The 16,435-nt window shown below is 57.3% G+C and carries 9 protein-coding genes and 3 pseudogenes; 5 read left to right on the top strand and 7 right to left on the bottom strand.

Features of this window, described 5'->3' with window-relative positions; all coding sequences use genetic code 11:
- Window positions 1-12: 12 nt before the first annotated feature.
- Window positions 13-2,559: an ATP-dependent chaperone ClpB gene (gene clpB / locus ML_RS12795; RefSeq protein WP_010908927.1), complete on the bottom strand. Its 2,547-nt coding sequence runs from the start codon at window positions 2,557-2,559 to the stop codon at window positions 13-15.
- A gap of 456 nt (window positions 2,560-3,015) precedes the next feature.
- Between clpB and ML_RS14530 the strand changes: the two genes are divergently transcribed.
- Window positions 3,016-4,491 carry a DUF4185 domain-containing protein gene (locus ML_RS14530; RefSeq protein ID WP_172591934.1) on the top strand — a complete coding sequence of 492 codons (1,476 nt, stop codon included), beginning with the start codon at window positions 3,016-3,018 and terminating at the stop codon, window positions 4,489-4,491.
- Window positions 4,492-6,090: 1,599 nt separating this feature from the next.
- Here ML_RS14530 and ML_RS12810 read toward each other — a convergent pair.
- The 4 genes and pseudogenes from ML_RS12810 to dnaK form a co-directional block, all read right to left on the bottom strand.
- Complete coding sequence (locus tag ML_RS12810; protein WP_041323434.1) at window positions 6,091-6,486, bottom strand: heat shock protein transcriptional repressor HspR; 396 nt, start codon at window positions 6,484-6,486, stop codon at window positions 6,091-6,093.
- Window positions 6,486-7,659 (bottom strand): annotated as a pseudogene (gene dnaJ / locus ML_RS12815) (molecular chaperone DnaJ). The gene ML_RS12810 and the pseudogene dnaJ overlap by 1 nt, the downstream one beginning before the upstream one ends.
- A gap of 13 nt (window positions 7,660-7,672) precedes the next feature.
- Window positions 7,673-8,362, bottom strand: a complete 690-nt coding sequence (gene grpE, locus ML_RS12820) for a nucleotide exchange factor GrpE (RefSeq protein ID WP_010908931.1) — start codon at window positions 8,360-8,362, stop codon at window positions 7,673-7,675.
- Window positions 8,359-10,221 (bottom strand): molecular chaperone DnaK, encoded by a 1,863-nt coding sequence (gene dnaK, locus ML_RS12825; RefSeq protein ID WP_010908932.1) that lies wholly within the window; start codon window positions 10,219-10,221, stop codon window positions 8,359-8,361. The genes grpE and dnaK overlap by 4 nt, the downstream gene beginning before the upstream one ends.
- A 549-nt stretch (window positions 10,222-10,770) precedes the next feature.
- Between dnaK and ML_RS12830 the strand changes: the two are divergent.
- A pseudogene (locus ML_RS12830) lies at window positions 10,771-11,383 on the top strand (TetR family transcriptional regulator).
- Between the two features lie 29 nt (window positions 11,384-11,412).
- A complete protein-coding gene (locus ML_RS12835; RefSeq protein WP_010908934.1) occupies window positions 11,413-12,072 on the top strand; it encodes an enoyl-CoA hydratase-related protein in 660 nt (219 codons plus the stop codon).
- Window positions 12,073-12,585: 513 nt separating this feature from the next.
- Here the strand turns inward: ML_RS12835 and ML_RS12840 are convergent.
- Window positions 12,586-12,762 (bottom strand): hypothetical protein, encoded by a 177-nt coding sequence (locus tag ML_RS12840; protein ID WP_156517107.1) that lies wholly within the window; start codon window positions 12,760-12,762, stop codon window positions 12,586-12,588.
- Between the two features lie 914 nt (window positions 12,763-13,676).
- Between ML_RS12840 and ML_RS12845 the strand changes: the two are divergent.
- Window positions 13,677-14,152 (top strand): annotated as a pseudogene (locus ML_RS12845) ((2Fe-2S)-binding protein).
- A 103-nt stretch (window positions 14,153-14,255) separates the two neighbouring features.
- A complete protein-coding gene (locus tag ML_RS12850) occupies window positions 14,256-14,828 on the top strand; it encodes a hypothetical protein (protein ID WP_041323437.1) in 573 nt (190 codons plus the stop codon).
- Window positions 14,829-15,177: 349 nt separating this feature from the next.
- Here the strand turns inward: ML_RS12850 and ML_RS12855 are convergent, their stop codons facing one another.
- Window positions 15,178-15,369: a hypothetical protein gene (locus tag ML_RS12855; protein ID WP_145985227.1), complete on the bottom strand. Its 192-nt coding sequence runs from the start codon at window positions 15,367-15,369 to the stop codon at window positions 15,178-15,180.
- Between the last annotated feature and the right edge of the window lie 1,066 nt (window positions 15,370-16,435).

The raw sequence follows: 16,435 nt of genomic DNA on the forward strand, positions 1-16,435 counted from the left end.
CCCTAGAGCCGATCAGCCCAGGATCAACGCCTCCCCGTCGGGTCTGACGTTGACCGGAAGGGTGTCCCCGTCATGCACCTCGCCGGCCAGCAGCATTTTAGCCAATTGATCGCCGATCGCTTGCTGTACCAGTCGACGCAATGGCCGGGCGCCGTATACAGGATCGAAGCCGTGCTGTGCCAACCAGCGCTTAGCCGGCAACGAAACCTCCAGTTGAAGCCGCCGCTGCGCGAGCCGCTTGCCAAGCTGCTCAAGCTGAATGTCGACAATCCGCACCAACTCTTCGGGGTTGAGCCCGTCGAAGATCAGTACGTCGTCGAGGCGGTTGATGAACTCCGGCTTGAACACCGAGCGCACCGCTGCCATTACCTGCTCCTCGCTGCCGCCCGACCCCAGGTTGGAGGTCAAGATGGGGATCGTGTTGCGAAAGTCGACCGTGCGGCCCTGCCCGTCAGTCAAACGGCCTTCGTCGAGCACCTGCAGTAGCACATCGAAGACATCCGAGTGGGCCTTTTCGACCTCGTCGAAAAGCACCACCGTGTAAGGCCGTCGGCGCACCGCCTCGGTCAGCTGACCACCCTGATCGTGGCCAATGTAGCCGGGCGGTGCACCCACCAGACGGGCCACCGAATGCTTCTCACCGTACTCGCTCATGTCCACACGGACCATCGCGCGCTGGTCGTCAAACAGGAAATCAGCCAGTGCTTTGGCCAGCTCGGTCTTGCCGACACCGGTCGGGCCAAGAAACAAAAACGAGCCGGTCGGCCGGTTAGGGTCGGCAACCCCGGCCCGCGAGCGTCGCACCGCGTCAGAGACCGCGTGCACTGCCTTCTTCTGCCCGACCACACGCTTGCCCAGTTCGTCCTCCATACGCAGCAGCTTGGCGGTCTCGCCCTCCAACAACCGGCCAGCCGGTATGCCGGTCCACGCTGACACCACGTTGGCGATATCGTCAGGACCGACCTCTTCCTTGAGCATCACGTCCTCGCGGGCCTGGGCCGTCGGCACCGCCGCTTCCAGCTTCTTTTCAACCTCGGGGATGCGCCCATACCGCAGCTCAGCGGCCTTGGCCAGGTCACCGTCACGCTCAGCACGCTCGGATTCCCCGCGCAACGTCTCCAACTGTTCCTTAAGTTCTCGGACGACATCTATCGCGTTCTTTTCATTCTGCCACCTCGCGGTTAGCTCGGCGAGCCGCTCCTTCTGGTCAGCCAGTTCCGCACGCAACGTCTCCAAACGCTCCTTGGATGCTTCGTCTTCTTCGTTCACAAGAGCCATCTCTTCGATCTCGAAGCGACGCACCAGCCGCTCAACCTCGTCGATCTCGACAGGCCGCGAGTCGATCTCCATGCGTAACCGGCTAGCCGCTTCGTCGACCAGGTCGATGGCCTTGTCCGGCAGGAACCGGGCGGTGATATAACGGTCGGAGAGGGCTGCCGCAGCTACCAGAGCAGAGTCGGTGATGCGCACACCGTGGTGCACCTCGTAACGGTCCTTCAGCCCACGCAGGATGCCAACAGTGTCCTCCACCGACGGCTCGCCGACGAAGATCTGCTGGAAGCGCCGCTCCAGCGCTGCATCCTTCTCGATGTACCTGCGGTACTCGTCAAGCGTGGTGGCGCCGACCAGGCGCAATTCGCCACGGGCCAGCATCGGCTTGATCATGTTGCCAGCATCCATCGCCGACTCACCAGTCGCACCGGCTCCGACGATAGTGTGCAACTCATCGATAAACGTGATGATCTGTCCAGCAGAGAATTTGATGTCGTCGAGCACGACCTTGAGTCGTTGTTCGAACTCGCCGCGATACTTGGCGCCAGCCACCATTGACCCGAGATCCAGCGCTACCAAGGTCTTGTCACGCAGGCTCTCCGGCACATCGCCGGCAACGATGCGCTGAGCCAAGCCCTCCACGATCGCGGTCTTGCCGACACCAGGCTCGCCGATAAGCACCGGGTTGTTCTTGGTGCGACGGGACAGCACCTGCACAACACGACGGATCTCGTTGTCGCGCCCGATAACTGGGTCAAGTTTGCCTTCGCCGGACTGGGCGGTCAGATCTGTGGAGTACTTCTCCAACGCTTGATAGGTGAACTCGGGATCGGAGCTAGTGACTCGGGCACTGCCACGTATCTTGACGAACGCCTCCCGTAACACCTGCGGCGAGGCACCGTGCCCGGTAAGCAGCTTCGCGACATCGGAGTCGCCCATGGCTAACCCTAGCATCAGGTGCTCGGTCGACACGTACTCGTCGTCCATCTCGGTAGCGAGCTGCTGAGCGGTGGTGATGGCAGCCAACGACTCTCGCGACAACTGCGGCTGCGAGCTGCAGCCGCTGGCCTGGGGTAATCGCTCCAGGAGCCGCTGTGCCTCATTGCGAACGATGTCGGGCTCCACACCGACAGTCTCCAACAACGGTGCGGCGATTCCGTCGTTTTGCATGAGCATCGCCAATAGCAAATGCACAGGTCTGATCTCGGGATTACCTGCGGACGACGCTGCCTGCAGCGCTGAAGTTAGAGCCACCTGCATTTTGGTGGTCGGGTTGAAAGAGTCCACGACGATCTCCATTCAGGGTACGTCTAAAAAATGCTTGTAGGGTTGTTTAACGCCGTCAACATTAAGTCTGTTCCACTCAATTTTATCTTTGGTGGTGACCCAGGTCTAGCGGGCGGTCTTAGGCCCCGTTTGCGACCTCCCCAGCCGGTTGATTGCTAGAGCAAACCCACAGGTCGGGAAGGTCAGGCCTAGGTGACGGTCACCCCGGCCCGCGCGACAGAGACAGCAGCCACATTCACTGTGCTGAATTCCAAGGTGCTATCTCAGGATGCAGCAACCCAGCCGCACCGGATTCGCCGGAGCGGACGACGTGTCGGATGAACACATTGAGTTGCGACACGGCAACGAATGCATACCTATCGGTACATCACTGATCGCAGAAACCTCACGGGCCACTATCGTCACATAACTAATCACGGACGTCGACGTGACGTCCTGCCCCCGGGAAGGTATGGCATGTCGGCGTTTCGTCTAATCATTACGGTAGTCGCCGCGTCAGCAGTCGCTGCCGGACTCATAGTCGCAGTGGGCTTCGCGCCACCAGCTAGCACTATGCCTTGTAGCATGCCCGAAGCCAACGTCTTGCCGCCTGCGGTACCCCCAACGATGCCCGCACCAGCGCCGATCGTCCAACTACCAACTGGGCGCCGGCCTTCCAACGCGAATGACCATGCTCCGATGCCCAAGCTGGGGCCGCTGATCGCTTCTTTGTTCAAACCTCCTGCGCCTAATAATCACTATTCCACGCCACTACAACTTCAAGCGGAGCTAGTACCGCCCGGACCCAACCCCGCTGTCCCCGGACAGCCCCCGAACACGGTACGGCGTGTTCCGAATGCACTCCCAGTCCCGCCGACGGCACCCCGGCTGGAGCCGGGTCCACCGCCCACTGCCTCCATTGCGGGCGCACCGACCTCGCTCGTCGAGTGGGTGACCGGACCCAACAGCCCAAACAAAACACTCCAACGTTTCGGCATCTCTGGAACCGACCTCGGGATCCCTTGGGACAACGGCGATCCCACCAACCATCAGGTCCTTATGGCCTTCGGTGACAGTTTTGGCTACTGTAGCGTAAAAGGCCAGCAACGACGATACAACATCTTGTTCCGCAGTTCAAACCAAGATCTGTCGCACGGAATCCGGATTGCGGACGGCGTGCCTAACGACAAGTACTCCGGTTCACCGGTGTGGACAACTGGCCTCGCTAAGCAGGTCGTCAACACCATCCATCGAGCACCGCACGAGACGGGAATCATTCCGACAACCGCCATCTCCATCGGAAAAACTCAATACATGAACTACATGTCCATAAAGAAATGGGGCCGTGACGGCGAATGGACGACAAACTACTCGGCAATCGCTAGGTCAATCGACAACGGCCAAAGTTGGGGGACCTACCCCGGCACTATCCGCACCGCCTCGCCGGACGCCATACCTGGGACTCATTTTGTTCCAGGTAACCAGAATTTCCAAATGGGGGCGTTCATGCGGGGTAACGATGGCTACCTCTACTCGTTCGGGACCCCGTCCGGGCGCAGTGGTGCGGCGTATCTAGCTCGAGTGCCCCAAAACTTGGTGCCAGACCTCAGTAAATACCAATACTGGAACGGAAACTGGGTTCCCAACAATCCAGGGGCCGCTACGCCATTGTTCTCGGGTCCTGTGGGTGAAATGTCAGCACAGTACAACGACTATCTTAAGCAATATATCATTCTCTACAGCAACGGTGACAGCAACGACGTTGTGGCGCGAACAGCACCTGCTCCACAAGGACCGTGGAGTCCAGAGCAGCCTCTGGTGTCATCGTTTCAGATGCCTGGTGGTATCTACGCGCCGATGATCCATCCCTGGTCGTCAGGTCGAGACTTGTACTTCAATCTGTCACTGTGGTCGGCGTACGACGTCGTGTTGATGCACACCGTGTTGCCCTAATCTTTGCGTAAATTCGCTGTCGATCACCCTGGTGGTAAGCGTCTGATACGCACAGCAACCGCAGCCGAGGCCGTGTCGCCTGTCTTGCCAGTTGGCTTACTAAGGCACTATATCGTTCGGCACGATCACCAGTTATCGCTTCGACCCTCCGCTGGAGCGGCTTACGAACGGGCTAGAGACACACAATGCCGTATCGATAGCTGCTATCCTCGTGCTGATCGGACTAATGTTGTTGTACAAAGGGATTAACTCACTATATCTGACCGGCCTATGGCCGACGTAGAACCGAGGTCCGTGAACTTAGACACTGGGATGAATTACGCAGGTTGCGCGACATATTCACAGAGAAGGACCTGGACCCGGCAAACGAAGCCAACCAACTCGTCCGACAGTTCTATACTCACTGGCTTGTCTCGACACCTCGATACGTGAGTTGTTCCCACCTGAAATAGACCTCCAGCGAGCAGCTTTCGCCGACGTGCCACAATGAGGGTACAGCAAGCTGGTAGCCCTACGAGCAAAAGAGCCGGTGGCCTTAGCTTACCCAACTTGGCCGCGATCACCGCATATAGTATGCAGCCAAGCCATTAACGAGACATTGTGTCGCAACTCTACACACCAGAATTACATATTACGCACTCATCTGGGCGAAAAACGGACCGATGCCGTCTGCGACATGGTTAGTCAGCCACGCCAATCTGATCACCAGAATAACGAGCGGCGCCGGTGACGCCAACGAAGAACCCGCCTGGTGAGACACAACCGGTCACTGAACACATTGGGGTATAATGGGATCTCACAGACGTTCAACTTCGACTAGACCACCAATGCACTATTACCCCGGCCAGAACGTCAACGTCCACATTCCGCCATGCCCGCGACGGTGACGATACCATCAGACCAGCCGTTCCTGCTGTGACAGACAACGCGATCGAGTCCTATGTCCGTGTGGTCCCCCAGCAAGTTTGGTCAGCACCGCCCTAGTCGGCGAAAACATTTCCGGCCGACCAAGTGGTGGTTTACCAGTCCGAACGGCGTAATGCGGGGCAATCCCGACAGCGGAGACGTGCTGATGGTTTCCGGCAGCACCGGTCCTGGCACCTACCGGATGTGTCCCGCGGCGAGTGGATCATCGGGACACCGCCGCTGCGACATCTAACTCTCGACTAGTCTGCGCCGATGACTTTGTGGTTGAGCCGACTGCCACGTCTACCGACGCGCCACATAGCCGGCCACTACCGATGTGCACGTCCGGGCGAGCTGCCTTATAGTGCAGTTCTCGATGCACGTGTTTATGGTGGATCTATCCTAGTTGGCCCGCAACGCCGTAGGCACCTAAGAGCCCGCTAGTTTCCCGGGCACCTTATACTATCTTCACCAAATAGCAACCCACTGCTGCCCCCCATCGCGACATTAAAGTCCAAACTCGATGTTGACCACATCCGTGGCCACCACCACGAATTCAGATGCAGCAATCAAGAATACCATTGGCCACTTACTATTGTAACACGACACCATCGAGGATGGCAATTGGTTGGATGTTGTGCAAATCAAGCGGCATGAACCCGGTTTTGGACCAATCTAGAGAGATTTGGTCGCCTAGCGCGGCTTTCGCGGCTGCCAGAGGACCAGCGCCGTGCTCTTGGGCACCACCGCAAGATCGCGACGCTGGTTGGCGCGCAACATCACCAACTCATCAGTCAATTCCTGCAGCTTCAACTGCAACGCTTCAACCTGATTGGTCAGCTCGATGATGCGCTTAATGCCAGCGAGGTTAACCCCTTCATTTTGCGAGAGTCGCTGTACCTGGCGCAGCAGCTCGACGTCATGCTGCGAATAACGGCGCCCACCACCAGAAGCCCGACTCGGGCTGACCAGCCCGAGTCGATCATAGGTACGCAAGGTCTGCGCGTGCATACCGGCTAGCTCAGCAGCCGCCGAGATCAAAAACGTCCGGGATTCTTGTTGCCTGGGGTCTCTAGAGTTTCTAGTCATCACCGATTACCTGCCCCATCCCGCCCGAGGGTTGAAACCACTTGACCGCTCGGCGGCCGCATAGGCCTCCAGTGCCTTTTGCGCGGCACCTTCCAAGTTCAGCGGAACTGCCACCTTGACTGTGACAAGCAAGTCGCCATGGCCACCACTGCGTTTGGGTACACCACGCCCTCGTACCCGCAGGATACGGCCATCTGAGGTACCTTTTGGCACCCGGACACCGACTGTTCCGTCCAGCGTGGGCACTGAAAGGGTTGAGCCCAAAGCTAATTCAGTGAAGCTAACCGGAATGGTCACGGTGAGGTCGTCGCCATTTCGACCAAAGATCTTGTCAGGCCGCACATGGACCGTCACATACAGATCACCCGACGGAGCGCCACGCAACCCCGCCTCGCCCTGCCCTGCCAGCCGAATCCGTTGTCCATCTTCGACACCGGACGGGATCCGCACATTGATGGTTCGGGTCCGGGTGGTAACCCCGGTGCCTTTGCACTCTTCGCAAGGGTGCTCGATGATCGACCCGCTACCCCGACATTCGGTACAAGGCTCAGAGAAACCAAAGGCACCCTGATTGCGGTTGATCACGCCGGAACCGTTGCAAGTGGAACACACTTTCGGACTGATTCCCGGACGTGCCCCGCTGCCATGGCAATTGGTGCACGGCGCTGGGCTGGTCAGCCGCAGCGGCATCGCTACACCTTTGGCCGCTTCGACAAAATCCAAATCTGCCTCGGTCTCCAGGTCGTTGCCGCGTCGCGGCCTACTGGGGCGGACACTGGCGCCGCGTCCAAACAAGCCACCGAACAAGTCACCGATGTTGGTGCCCCCGGTTCGACTGGCAGCATCGAACAAATCGTTGAGGTTGAACTCAGCACCGTCGCCGCCCATTCCAAAGTCACCAAAACTACTGTCGAACCGACGACCGCCTAACCAGCCGCCGGCAAACAGCCGGCGAGTTTCATCGTACTCTTTGCGCTTGACCGGATCCGACAACACATTGTGCGCCTCAGACACCACCTTAAACCGTTCACCAGCGGAGTTGTCGGGATTCGCGTCAGGATGCAGGTAGCGTGCCAACTTCCGATAGGCACGCTTAATCTCTTCGGGACTGGCGTCAGAGGAAACGCCTAGCTCCTTGTAGAAGTCCTTTTCGACCCATTCACGCTGGGCCATATCGCGTCACCCCCTAATCACCGTCCTCCTTGTGCGGTGTCACGTTATCGCCCAGTTCACCTTGCTCGGTTTTGGCTGTGCTGTCGACAGGTGCGACTATGGCAACCGTTTCGGCACCATCGCCTGCGATCGTGTCAACCACCCCGACCAAGGCGTGCCGCAGCACTTGATCGCCCAATTTGTAGCCGTGCCGGAGGACGTCACCGATCACCGGCTTGGAGCCTTCCCCACCATCGCCCTCATGCTGCACGGCTTCGTGCAGCACCGGGTCGAAGTCTTCTCCCTCGACGCCAAACGCCACCAGCCCGAGCCCGGTCAATGCGCTCATTAGCTTGTCGGCGACCGACTTCAGCGGACCCGAGTCCAGATCGCCGTGCTCGCGGGCACGATCGAAATCGTCAAGCACACCCAACAATTGGCTGATGACAGTGGCCTTGGCTCGATCCGAAGCCGTCTGCTGGTCGCGCAACGCTCGCTTACGGTAGTTGGCAAAATCGGCCTGCACCCGCTGCAGATCGCTAGTCAGCTCAGCAACTTTGTCGACCATTGTGTCGGTACTGTTGGCACTTCGGTCGGTCATACCAGCCGGCTCGCTACCTCCCGGCGTGTCGCCGAGAGGTATAGATCGTACTTCGCCAGTATCGGGATCGATCCGTCGTTTGTCGGTGACCGTCACCTGTTCGTGTGGATTGCCTTCGGTCACTTGGACTCCCGTTCGTCGTCGACCACCTCCGCGTCAACCACATCGTCAGTAGAGTTCGAGCCACCAGGCGCGGAAGCCTCGCCGCCCACCTTCGACGCAGCCTGGGTGGCCTCATAGATCGCCTGCCCCAGTGCCTGGGAGTCCTGACCCAGCTTCTCCATTGCCGACTTTATCGCGGAAATGTCGGTACCGCCAAGCGCCGTCTTAGCTTCTGCCACAGCGGCTTCCACCTTGTTGAGGGTATCCTCAGGCACCCTCGAACCATTCTCGGTTTCCCGTTGTTCCTTGACGAATTTCTCCGTCTGGTACACGAGCGTCTCAGCCTGGTTGCGGACGTCGGCCTCCTCGCGACGCTTGCGGTCCTCCTCAGCGTGCGCCTCAGCATCCTTGACCATCCGATCGATCTCTTCCTTGGACAGCCCGGAGCCTTCCTGGATTTTGATCGTATTCTCCTTGCCAGTGCCCTTGTCCTTGGCAGTGACGTGAACTATGCCGTTGGCGTCGATGTCGAAAGTGACCTCGATCTGCGGGACACCGCGCGGAGCCGGTGGAATACCGGTCAGCTCGAAAGAGCCGAGAAGCTTATTGTGCGAAGCTATCTCGCGCTCACCCTGGTAGACTTGGATCTGCACCGACGGCTGATTGTCGTCGGCAGTAGTGAAGGTCTCTGAGCGCTTGGTGGGGATCGTGGTATTGCGCTCGATGAGCTTGGTCATCACGCCACCCTTGGTCTCGATACCCAAGCTCAGTGGTGTAACATCAAGCAAAAGAACGTCTTTCACCTCACCCTTGAGGACACCGGCCTGCAACGCAGCACCAACAGCAACGACCTCATCGGGGTTGACACCCTTATTGGGCTCCTTGCCACCAGTGAGTTCCTTGACAAGATCGGTCACCGCAGGCATCCGGGTCGAACCGCCCACCAGCACGACGTGATCGATCTCAGAAACCGAAATACCGGCGTCCTTGACCACCGACTGGAACGGCTGACGGGTGCGGTCCAGCAAATCCTGGGTGATGCGTTGGAATTCGGCGCGAATAAGCTGCTCGTCAAGGAATAGCGGGTTCTTGTCTGAATCGACGGTAATGTAGGGCAAGTTAACCGAGGTGCTTTGGCTCGAGCTGAGCTCGATCTTGGCCTTCTCGGCAGCCTCACGTAGCCGCTGCATAGCCATCTTGTCCTTGGTCAGATCGATACCGCTAGTGCCCTTGAACTTGTCGACGAGCCAGTTGACAATACGGTCGTCCCAATCGTCGCCACCGAGGTGATTGTCACCGCTGGTGGCACGCACTTCGACCACGCCCTCGCCGATTTCCAGCAACGAAACATCGAAGGTGCCGCCACCCAGATCGAACACCAGGATGGTTTGTTCTCTCTCACCCTTGTCTAGACCGTAGGCCAGAGCGGCGGCGGTCGGCTCGTTGACAATACGCAGTACGTTTAAACCGGCGATCTGGCCGGCTTCCTTGGTAGCCTGACGCTGGGCGTCGTTAAAGTAGGCTGGTGTGGTGATGACTGCATCGGTGATGTCCTCACCGAGGTAAGCCTCAGCGTCCCTCTTCAGCTTCATCAGAACGCGGGCGCTGATCTCCTGCGCGGTGTATTTTTTGCCGTCGATTTCGATGGACCAGTCACTGCCCATGTGCCGTTTGACAGACCGGATGGTGCGGTCGACGTTAGTAACCGCCTGGTTTTTGGCGGGTTGGCCGACGAGAACCTCGCCGTTACGCGCGAACGCGACAGTTGACGGAGTGGTCCTCGACCCCTCGGAGTTGGCAACGACGACGGGGTCGCCACCCTCCAGAACGGAGACGACGGAGTTGGTGGTCCCGAGGTCGATGCCGACCGCACGAGCCATGGTGATTCCTCCTGATGTAGTAGAGCTTTTGTCGTGCACTAGGGCACTAGACTGAGTGAACTTAACTCAAGTCTGCTCCTACAGCCATGGCCCTGTCAACCCAGACTTTCAGCTTAGATCACTCAACTTGTCTTCATAGTCAACACCTCCGGTTCACGATTTTGTCCCCGACGAGTTGAGGTTGTACAAATTCCGCCAGCGTGTCATTGGTGGCATGGGTACCCCAGGGATATAGGCGGTTTCGGTGGACAGATGGGACAGCAGCGCTCACCGACACAGACTACTGTTGTTATCGAAGGTTGAGCTGGCGACCGCACTTTTGGGCCAACTTACGAGGATTTCGTTGACGGCCGCTGTCAGTGGCCGGCACCAACTTCGTGAAAGTGCTATCGCATACGCCATCATTTCCCAGAAGAGCACATCGGACCACTGCTCGACGGCTCAAAAAAGCCCAGAAACTATCCCTCGTCACAGTAGGCATGTTGGTGGCACCAAAGAAATTAATTATGCACAGATCCTAGAACAGTTGCTCTGTTACCGTGAGGGGCTATGCCCCGCCCTCGTGTTCATCACCCAGATCGGGTCCTGGATACCGCCGAGTCGTTGGTTGTAGCGTCCGGGCCGGCCGCAGTGACCATACCGTGCGATCAGTTCAGCGATCGGCGTTTCCAATGGCGCCGTCTATCACATGTTCGCGTCGCGGGCGGCGCTGCTGGGCCGAGTATGGCTACGGGCGGGATACCGATTCCTGAAGACGCAAACCGCACTAGTTGATCAGGCCCTGTCAGCGTCGGTACGGCGGGCTGGAGTCGAGGCTGTGGTGGCTGCCGCCGATGCACCGGTCGTCTTTGCCGAACAGTATCCAGACTCCTCCCGGCTGCTGCTGACGGTAAGGCGAGAAGAATTACTCAAATCGTTCCTGCCCAACGAGATCGAAATTGAACTCAGGGAGCTTGACGCATTGCTGATCAGTTTGCTGACGCGGCTCGCGGTGGTCATCTGGGACCGCAAAGACACCGGTGCCATCGACACGATCACGACATGCCTCATGGATCTGCCGACAGCAGTCCTGCTGCACCGTGACCGGCTGGGCAACAAGACGGCACGAAAGCATCTCCATGCAGCAGTGCGCGCGGTTCTGGAGGTCGGACCACCACCGTAAAGTGACCTACAACAGAAAGGAAGAACCGCATGACCATCGCCGTGCATTATGACGAAAAAATCGCCATCCTCGAACTTGGTGATGACGAAAATCGTTTCACATCTGTCTTTCTTGAAGAAATCAACTCCCACCTCGACGAAATCATAGCCAGCGGTGCCAACGGCTTGGTGACGACGGCACTTGGCAAGTTCTATTCCAACGGGCTAGACCTGGACTGGCTGTCCGCACACCGTGACCAGACTCAGTGGTATGTCGGCAAGGTCCAGGGACTCCTGGCTCGCCTCCTCACGCTGCCCATCCCTACCGCAGCGGCCGTCGTTGGTCACGCGTTCGGCGCCGGAGCAATGTTGGCCATGGCGCACGATTTTCGTGTTATGCGTGCAGATCGCGGCTACTTCTGTTTTCCCGAAGTGGATATCCGCATCCCGTTCACGCCCGGCATGGCCGCACTGATACAAGCCAAACTTGCTCCCCAGGCAGCAACTGCGTCAATGACCACCGGGCGCCGGTTCGGCGGCGGCGAAGCCGCCCGCCTCGGAATTGTCGACAATACGGCAGCCGAGGATGCCGTTACCGCCGTGGCGGTCGACCTGCTTCATCCGCTCGGCGGCAAAGATCCAGGCACGCTGGGCGTCATCAAACAGACCATGTTCGGCCACGCCGCGGCTGCTCTTTCTGCCAATGCCTAAGAGCTGAAAGAGGATTAACATTACGCTGGTTCTTCCTGAGGCTGATCGATATTTCATCCGGTGGCGAGATCGCAACAGTCGACCATCTCGACTTCGAGCCGGCTGCTCAGATATGCCGTCGCACAATGACGAAGGATGTCCCAGATTGTCGCGAAAATAGCTGCAGAAGAACATGTTTCATGATTCCAGCACGAGCGTAACCACCGCGGGACCAACGTCGGGACGTATTGAACTACATGCAACACCACTATAATCAACCTGTACCCGATCAGCTTACTAAAAACCAATGCTCACCGAGACGTTAAGCCACTGCGGCAAGCCGTTGCGCTACATATTCAACAAAAACGTAGAGTTCATGATCAACAGGGCGATCGTGTATAGCTGGATAGCCTATGGGACACACGCAAAGCATGGGTGGCGCGTTACTGGAAAACCTCTCCTGCTATGACGATGGAACCCCACTGGCTACCACACTCGTCGGCTATGCGCTACTAACGGTAAACGAAGTCCCGGCTATCGCCTATCGACTTCGGCCACGCCGAGACATCCGGTCGCTAACCCGGCGAATACAAGAGCAGTGGGTAAGGATTGAGCCATCGGCTCAGTTCCGGAGGTGATCAACGCGATGAACGAAGCGATGGCGGCGCTGGGTGTGACAATCACCCGGATTTCGGACGCCTTGGCTGTCATATACTCCATTGCTACGCAACCGCACCGATGAAAACCGCGTTACTCGCTTACTGTCGGACCGACACCATTGATCAGGCGGTTAAGTTAATCTGCCCGCTAAACTTGGCTAGGACGCCAAGATTTTGTCCAGCGGCCAAAACCTGGTGTCTATGCTGTTGATACGACTCGCGTATGTCGGCCATATCATCGATATTTCCTGGCTAAGTGAGTTACAAGACATTGAGATCCGTGGCAACGAGTTGGGATCCGCGACTGAACTACCAAGACCAAAGCGTATTCCGATACTCAATTCCGGCAACCTGTTTCGCTGATAACCCGAGAGAAACCATACATCAGTCATGTTCATATAAGCAAAAGAGAAACCTTGGGCGGTTTGGAGTCGATTAACACCGACATGTTCAGCGAATACTCTTCTTTCACAATTACATTGGAGTCTATGGTCTAGGTACTGTCGCAGCAGGAACGTCGTTGATACTTGCCGCGTTCTTCTTCACTGGATTGCGGGAAACCGTGTTCGCGTCAGAACAACAATCACAACCGAAGTGTGATTTCCTTTATGGGGAAGAGTATCTTTATTTTCAATACATGGATTCTATTGCAGAAAAGTGTGTTTCGCTCTCGCCAGAGCGTTGTAATTCGCCGAGCTCGATAGCTACGATCGCGTATCGAGCTACGCGATAGGTTTGCCTCCAGACATCAGTGTACCGTTAGGACACGGAAGCGAAAATCGTCTAAAGATCGGTCGAAAAGCTAGGGCCCGAGGAGAACAGCCAAGCTACAGTGACGGAACTTTACGAGATTACGACCGACATGCACGAGTCATGTGTCATACCCTACCCAGGTGGGAACCTCTATGACGGCCCGGACCTGGACCGACGCAGTTAAAGAAGCAATCGCGGGGGGCAACCAAATGCATGAACAACCAGCCCAACGGAATCTCCGTTACGGCCATCATCGAACCACGCCTGACGCTGGCGGACTTGCTGCGGGAGCAGCAGTGCGGCCTCACCAACACCCGTCTAGGCTGCGAACACGGCGCATGCACGGTACTGCTTGGACGATGATACCGTGCGGTCATTCCTGCTGTTCGCGCTGCAAGTTGACAATATGGAATTACCAATAATCGAGGGTGTCGCGGCGCACGACGGCACCTTGCCAGCGATGCAGTCAGCACTGCGGGAATGCCATGGGCTGCAATGCGGCTTCTGCACGCCGGGTTTTGTAATTTCACTGACCGCATTGCTGCGTGACAGCTACGAACGCGACGACGACCTTCAGCAGCGCACCGGCCTATCTGGGAACTTCCGCCAGTGCACCGGTTAACAAGGGCATCGTAGCCACGACTCATTGCGCCGCTAAGATGACGGCTGGGGCCGTGCAGCAGCTGTAACACTTTGTCATCGGCGCTATTCCAAAAAGAAGTCACTGCAGTAACTTGCGTTACCTTATGCGTAATCTGACTTGCGGTATCTCAAAATCTTGGGGAGTGGCGCGTGCGGTTTTCGCAAAAGACACGGCGAAGTCTGGCCGGTGGCTCCCTGTTGCTCACCCCCTTGCTGGCAAGTCCTATGCTGATCGACGGCTGCAGCTCCATCATCGAGGGCAAGCCGGTAAAGGTACCAACTGGACTGTCCTTCCCCACACCCAGGTTGACGCCACCGCCCACCAGAAGTCCTCACACAGCCCCATCCAGTGCACCGGTAAGTCCGACCCTGCCAGCTGGCGCGATCCCACTTCCGCCCGACCAGAACGGTTACGTCTTTATAGAAAACAAGTCCGGAGTGACACGTTGCCAGATAAGCACCACCAACGTCGGGTGCGAGGCACCTTTCACCCACTCCCCTATACAGAACGGCGAGCACGCCAACGGCGTCAACATCACCGCCAACGGATCCGTGCAGTGGGTGCTGGGCAACCTCGGGGCTATCCCAACCGTCACCGTCGACTACAAGGTCTACGACGCGCAAGGGTGGACGATCGACTCGACCGCGGATGGCATCAGGTTCACGAACAATCACACCGGACATGGCATGTTCGTCAGCATCGACAAGGTCGACACGTTCTAGGCACAGGCCAGGATCGTATAGTACAGGCCGGGACTGCAACAGTATTGTTGTATTACAACAATACAACAAGGTATCACTGCATCGGCAGTTGACAGTTGGTGTCAGTGCCATCATGCCGTGGCACGCTACGGCCCACCGGAAGATTTCAATAGCCAGCCGATTCAGTACGCAAACAGTAGCCTATCCGTATAACCGCCATCCGGACCTCCGAAACCGCCCCAACACCGTCGCTAGCGGCGCTCAATTCCTCCTGGCTAATGCTAGTCGCCCGGAACTTTGGAACCAAAAAACCGAACCCACCCCGTGGTACCTCAAGCCGGCGGTACTCGTCGGCTGGGCCCTGCTGGTCCTAATCGCGCTGATCGTATACGACATCATCGAACTGGTAGTTGGAAGCCAAGGTACCAGCAGCACCCCGGCGACCACCAGCAAACAAAAACACCGAAGTACCGCATGTGAGCGAGTCGCTCGGATCGTCGATCGGGGAGCTAGCCTGGTCGGGTCCCGGGTGAACAACGCGCCCGGCGAATCGCAGATCCATTTTCACATTGTTAGATCACAGTACTGCTAAAAGCATTCTGCTAAAGGAAAATTCGAATATGACAGAACCCCTCCTGATGTTACCGGTTTGTCGAACGAGTAGGAGACCAGACTCCGTTGGTAGCTGCCAACGAGACGAAGTACCCCGCCAAAGCGGAGACGCTATTAGCGCCGGACGTGATGGCGCGCAAGGCTTGTGCGACGTTAGCATTAACGCCACTGTGGTGAACGTAAGGTCGAATGCCGGTTCCAACTAGCCGTAGATCGGCACACGGTCCACAACCCCGAGTTCTCCGGTGACGCGATCGATCAACTTATCTTGACTTAGCTTCGTGCGGACAGCATCAATGCCAACACCACTAAACTCGCCGGCACCACACGCATGAAGTCGCTGACCAGATCGCTTGTCTAATGTCGGCATGTCAAGGACGAGTTGTCTTAGGCCTCAGTAACCACAACCCGTTCCGATCATTGGTACACAGCACCGATATCCTGCTGTCCTGCAATAAATTTGAGAAACTTCTTGCTGGGACACCGGCCTTCTTCATCAGCACTGTCGAAAAGACGTTTCAAAGCAACAAAATTCCGTGATTGAACCTGGAATCAGCCATGGCAATCGGAGGCAGAAGCATCTCGCTGCTTACCGCACAATTGTAGAAGCGCCCACAGGTGGCCATCTTGACCACACCGCAACCCGCTCTTAGCGCTGCCATCGGTGCGGCGGTGCCCGGTCAGCAGCAATCGTTATTTAGGGCCTGCCGACTATATGGCTATGTATAGCCATATAGTCGGCAGCATAAGCATACCCACCAACTTAGTCTTCCCGCTAACCAAGATGGGGCCACCGATATGGGGAGACCAAACCGTTAGCAAAGACAAATCGGCTACTTACCGATCATTAGCTGGTAACAGAAATTCGCTAAAGTAGACGATCCTTTACCCTATACAGGAATCAATGATGCTGACGAAATATACCTATGAGACAAAGTGACTCGACTATAAAAACGGCCAGCGCTATGCGGCCGAAACAGCACCGCTGCCGTGGTACAAACACACGGTCCTGATCC

This window comes from Mycobacterium leprae TN (genome assembly GCF_000195855.1).
Lineage (GTDB): Bacteria > Actinomycetota > Actinomycetes > Mycobacteriales > Mycobacteriaceae > Mycobacterium > Mycobacterium leprae.

Excerpts from the sequence above, each read along its gene's own strand:
- ML_RS14530 (WP_172591934.1), top strand. The coding sequence starts at position 3,016 with ATGTCGGCGTTTCGTCTAATCATTACGGTAGTCGCCGCGTCAGCAGTC.
- ML_RS12810 (WP_041323434.1), bottom strand. The coding sequence starts at position 6,486 with ATGACTAGAAACTCTAGAGACCCCAGGCAACAAGAATCCCGGACGTTT.
- dnaK (WP_010908932.1), bottom strand. The coding sequence starts at position 10,221 with ATGGCTCGTGCGGTCGGCATCGACCTCGGGACCACCAACTCCGTCGTC.
- ML_RS12835 (WP_010908934.1), top strand. The coding sequence starts at position 11,413 with ATGACCATCGCCGTGCATTATGACGAAAAAATCGCCATCCTCGAACTT.
- ML_RS12840 (WP_156517107.1), bottom strand. The coding sequence starts at position 12,762 with ATGACAGCCAAGGCGTCCGAAATCCGGGTGATTGTCACACCCAGCGCC.
- ML_RS12855 (WP_145985227.1), bottom strand. The coding sequence starts at position 15,369 with ATGGATCTGCGATTCGCCGGGCGCGTTGTTCACCCGGGACCCGACCAG.